Origin of the sequence: Stenotrophomonas sp. 2YAF22 (assembly GCF_052114665.1) — a bacterium.
Taxonomy (GTDB): Bacteria; Pseudomonadota; Gammaproteobacteria; order Xanthomonadales; family Xanthomonadaceae; genus Stenotrophomonas; species Stenotrophomonas indicatrix.
In genome coordinates this window covers 1-3,953 of record NZ_JBFRFE010000410.1, presented here as the reverse complement: position 1 = coordinate 3,953, position 3,953 = coordinate 1, and the positions used below count along the sequence as shown (strand labels likewise).

2 protein-coding genes are annotated in these 3,953 nt (G+C 66.3%); both read left to right on the top strand.

Annotated elements, in window-relative coordinates; translation table 11 throughout:
* Positions 1–1,547: chemotaxis protein CheA (locus AB4Y84_RS15495; protein ID WP_442250394.1), on the top strand; the 1,547-nt coding region annotated here is incomplete at its 5' end.
* 385 nt (positions 1,548–1,932) lie between these two features.
* The coding region (locus tag AB4Y84_RS15490; protein ID WP_442250393.1) for a methyl-accepting chemotaxis protein at positions 1,933–3,953 on the top strand (2,021 nt) is incomplete at its 3' end.

Genomic DNA, 3,953 nt, shown 5'->3' with positions numbered 1-3,953 from the left:
ACACGCCGGAAGCCTGGCAGATCGGCTTCACCCCGGCGCCGTCACTGTTCATGAGTGGCAACGACCCGTTGCGCATCATCCGCGAACTGGAACACCTGGGTTYGCTGCAGGTGGCCGCGCGCATGGATCGCCTGCCCGGCTTCGCCCAGCTCGACCCGCTCGAAGCCCACCTTGCGTGGGACCTGGGCCTGGTCGGCAAGGTGCCGCGCAGCAAGATCGAAGATACCTTCGCCTGGGTGCTGGACGACTGCGAACTGGACATCCGTCCGGCCGCACCGCCAAGCCTGGCCACCCAAGCACCGGCCACCGCGCCGGTCGCTGCTCCTGCGCCCGCCGCTGCCGCACCGGCTGCAAATGCCGGCGGCAACCAGGAAGCGGAAACCTCCATCCGTGTCAGCGTCGACAAGGTCGATGCACTGATCAACCTGGTCGGCGAACTGGTCATCACCCAGGCCATGCTCAAGCAGGTCTCGCACGCGCTGGACCCGGTCCATGCCGAGAGCCTGTTCGCCGGCCTGGACCTGCTTGAACGCAATACCCGTGACCTGCAGGAGGCTGTGATCGGCGTGCGCATGCTGCCGGTCGACGCAGTGTTCCGCCGTTTCCCGCGCCTGGTCCGCGACCTGTCCGGCCGCCTGGGCAAGCACGTGCGCCTGCGCACCATCGGCGAAGGCACCGAGCTGGACAAGGGCCTGATCGAGAAGATCGCCGATCCGCTGGTGCATCTGGTCCGCAATTCCATCGACCACGGCCTGGAAATGCCGGACGTGCGTCGCGATGCCGGCAAGGACGAGACCGGCACGATCACCCTGGCGGCATCGCACCAGGGCGGTCACATCGTCATCGAAGTCAGCGACGACGGCCGYGGCCTGAACCGCGAGAAGATCCTGGCCAAGGCGCAGGAACGCGGCCTGGCCGTACCGGACAACCCCACCGACTCGCAGGTCTGGGACCTGATCTTCCAGCCCGGCTTCTCCACCGCCGATGCGGTCACCGATCTGTCCGGCCGCGGCGTGGGCATGGACGTGGTCCGCCGCAACATACAGGCGCTGGGTGGCGAGGTGCAGATTGAAAGCGGCCTCGGCACCGGCACCCGTACGCTGATCCGGTTGCCGTTGACCCTGGCCATCCTCGACGGCATGACCGTGGCGGTGGCCGGCGAAACTCTGATCCTGCCGCTGGCCTACGTGCTTGAAGCACTGCAACCGCAGCCGGACGACATCCGCAGCATGGCCGGCGAAGGCCGTGTGCTGCGCGTGCGTGGTGAATACCTGCCGATCCTGTCGCTGAGCGAGTACTACGGCTATGGCCAGCGTGCACCCGGCAGTGAATCGCTGGTGGTGGTGGTTGAAGGCGATGGCCAGAAGATCGCGCTGGAAGTGGACGAACTGGTCGGCCAGCAGCAGGTCGTGGTGAAGAACATCGAGAACAACTACCGCCGCATCGGCGGGGTCTCCGGTGCCACCATCCTCGGCGATGGCCGCGTCGCCCTGATCGTCGACATCGGCGGCCTGGTGCGTTCGCTGCGGGTGCCGCAGGCCGCCTGAACTGCTCTACACGTTGTACCTGACCGCCGCCCTCCGGGGCGGCGGTTTTCGTTTGCGCGCGGGCGCAGGCAGCAATCGTACCCACGCGCAACGCAGCGGCGTCCACAACTGTGAACTCCGTCGTCCTGCGTCGTGAACCCGATCGGGCGCATGGTTTCGCCTGAAACTACGCCGTCACTGCGAAAGCCCCGCCACTGCTTGCTTTCCGTTGGTTTCCCCTACGCCAGCAAATGTGACATCGGTCCATAAAGTACGGCGCAGCTGCGCCGCTATCTCGGGTTGACGGCAGTCACCGATCCTTCACCCGGCACCACCGTTCCCTCCTGCAACGACCTTTTGCCCGCGGCGCCGCCGCCGGTATTCTGCCCACCTTGGAGCACCCTGCATGAAGTGGTTCCACGATCTGCCCATCGCCCGCAAGCTGGCTGTGGGATTCACCCTGACCACCCTGATGACCGTCGTGCTGGGTGCGTTCGCCCTGGTCCGCCTGTCCGAAGCCAACGCCAAGCTGACCTCGATGGCGACCAACGACATTCCATCGGTGCAGTACCTCGGTGAAGTGCGCTCGCAGCTGGGTGAGTTCCGCACCTATGAACTGGCCCAGATCAGCATGCTGGACCAGCCGGAGAAGGTCGCCGACTACAACAAGCGCATGAACGACACCGCTGCGGTGGTGCGCGAGCAGCTGGCGGCCTATGCCAAGCTGCCGTCCGGCGACAAGGAGCGCACGCTGTACCAGGCCGTGCAGGCCGACGTCGATGGCTACTTCGCCGCCAATACCAAGCTGCGCGAAGCGGCCACCGCCGGTGATGGCGAAGCGGCCCGGCAGATTTCCGATGAGCAGTCGCGCCCCCTGCGCCGCAAAGCCTTCGAAGACCTGAAGGCGCTGGGTGCGCTGCTGGGAACACAGATGCAGGGCAAGATCGACGACGCCAACGCGACCCACCGCAACAGCATGCTGGCCATCATCGCCGCCATCGTGCTGCTGGTCGTGGTCGCCGCCACCCTGGCCGTGATCATCTCGCGCGCCGTGGTCGGCCCGCTGGGCAAGGCAGTGCATGCCATCCAGGCCGTCGCCCGCGGCGATCTCAGCGTCACTACCCAGGCCACCGGCAAGGATGAGGCGGGTCGCATGTTGGCGGCCACCGCGGAGATGACCGCGATGCTGCGTCGCTTCTCCGAGCAGACCCAACTGATGGCACAGATGCATGCCGGCCCCGATATCAGCCACCGCATTCCGGAAGACTTCCCGGGCGTCTATGGCCAGCTCGCCGGCGGCATCAACACGGTGATCTTCGAACACCTCGATGCGATCCGTGATGCCATCGATGTACTCAACCAGTACGCCACCGGCAACCTCGCCCCCGATGCGCGCCGGTTGCCGGGCAGCCGCGCGATCCTGCACGAATCGATGGATGYGGCCAAGGCCAGCCTGCTGGCCATCAACACGCAGATCCAGCAGTTGGCATCGTCCGCTGCCGCCGGCGACTTCAGCCAGCGCGGCGATGCRCAGCGCTTCGATCACGATTTCCGCGTGATGATCGAGCAGCTCAACAGCATGATGGAGGTTGCCGACGGCAATCTTGGCCAGCTGTCGCAGCTGCTGCAGTCCATCGCCGCGGGCGACCTGACCGCACGCATGGACGGCCAGTTCCACGGCGTGTTCGCCCGCATGCGYGACGATGCMAACRCCACSGTCRSCCAGYTGACCCAGATCGTCRGCCAGATCCAGGCCAGYRCCTCSAGCATCACCCTGKCSKCSGGCGAAATCGCSTCRGGCAACAGCGACCTGTCGCGCCGYACCGAACAGCAGGCCGCCAATCTGGAAGAAACCGCCGCCTCGATGGAGGAACTGACCTCYACCGTGCGCCAGAACGCCGARCAYGCSCGCCAGGCCAACCAGCTCGCCATCGGYGCGCAYRGYGTGGCSTCGCAGGGCGGYRRMGTGGTCGGCCAGGTGGTCACCACCATGTCGGCCATCSARGCCTCMTCGAAGAAGATCGCCGAGATCATCTCGGTCATCGAYGGCATYGCCTTCCAGACCAACATCCTGGCGCTSAAYGCCGCRGTGGAAGCGGCYCGTGCCGGCGAACAGGGCCGTGGYTTYGCCGTGGTCGCCAGCGAAGTGCGYACCCTCGCCCAGCGCTCGGCCGCCGCCGCCAAGGAGATCAAGGGGCTGATCGACGAMTCGGTCGGCAAGGTCGCCGAGGGTTCCAGCCTGGTCCACCAGGCCGGCAGCACCATGGGCGAGATCGTCGCGTCGGTGCAGCGYGTGACCGACATCATGGCCGAGATCTCCGCCGCCTCGCAGGAACAGTCGGCCGGCATCGAGCAGGTCAACCAGACCGTGGTGCAGATGGACGAAACCACCCAGCAGAACGCCGCGCTGGTGGAAGAAGCCACCGC